Here is a 985-nt window from a genome sequence, read left to right on the forward strand (position 1 = left end):
GCAGGTGCAAGGTGTCGGGGCGATTGCTCCAATGGATGGAGTCGGGCTTGAAATGTGCCTGAATGGCCGAGTCCTGCTGTTCGGGCGTAGCGTCGTAGGGCAGCCAACTAAGCACCTCTTTGGGTGTTAGCACCTTGGGTTTGGCCGTTTTTGCACTGTCTGCAAAGGCGGTCCCGGCTGCCGTCGTGTCGGCAGGGGCGATATAATACTGTTCTTTAATGGGTTTTAGCACGCTCAGAATGGGCTTGTTGTATGTTGTTATGGCCGTACAGAAAACGTTTCGCCTTGCAATGCGCTAGCAAAGAGGGCCGCTTTCGATGCACGACACGGGGGAGAAGAGAGGTACAAACCAAGCTGGGCATGCCCCGAAATCCCATGCGGCAAACGCCTTGCCTTGGGGTTTCAGCGCATGCAGCCCGTGGGTTTAAAGGCCGAACGCCTTCTTTATATCGTCTACGCGGTCGAGTTTTTCCCACGTAAACAGCTCCACTTCCATCACCTTCGTTTCGTGATAACGGCTGGTAAAGGTTTTCTTCACCACCTCGTTCTTGCGCCCCATGTGTCCGTAAGCGGCCGTTTCGGCATAGATGGGCTGCCGAAGTTTGAGGTTACGCTCGATGGCATTGGGGCGCAGGTCGAACAACTGCGCCACCTTTTGGGCTATTTCGCCGTCGGTTAGTTGCACCTTGCTACGTCCGTAGGTGTTAACGTAGATGTTAACCGGTTCGGCCACGCCGATGGCATAGCTCACCTGCACCAGCATTTCGTCGGCCACACCGGCGGCCACCATGTTCTTAGCGATGTGGCGTGCGGCGTATGCAGCCGAACGGTCAACCTTACTTGGGTCTTTGCCCGAGAACGCTCCGCCGCCGTGTGCGCCCTTACCGCCATAGGTGTCTACAATGATTTTACGCCCCGTTAAGCCCGTATCGCCATGTGGGCCGCCGATAACGAACTTACCCGTGGGATTAACGAAATACTTGAT

The 985-nt window shown here is 55.7% G+C and carries 1 protein-coding gene and 1 pseudogene; both read right to left on the reverse strand.

From position 1 onward, the window contains the following. Positions 1-232: pseudogene (locus BN93_RS15875) on the reverse strand (DUF4271 domain-containing protein); the annotation flags it as partial. A 192-nt stretch (positions 233-424) separates the two neighbouring features. Further along, positions 425-985, reverse strand: a 561-nt coding sequence (locus tag BN93_RS15880) for a methionine adenosyltransferase domain-containing protein (protein WP_019189263.1), incomplete at its 5' end; no start/stop codon positions are given.

This window comes from Prevotella conceptionensis 9403948, from assembly GCF_000312305.1.
Lineage (GTDB): Bacteria > Bacteroidota > Bacteroidia > Bacteroidales > Bacteroidaceae > Prevotella > Prevotella conceptionensis.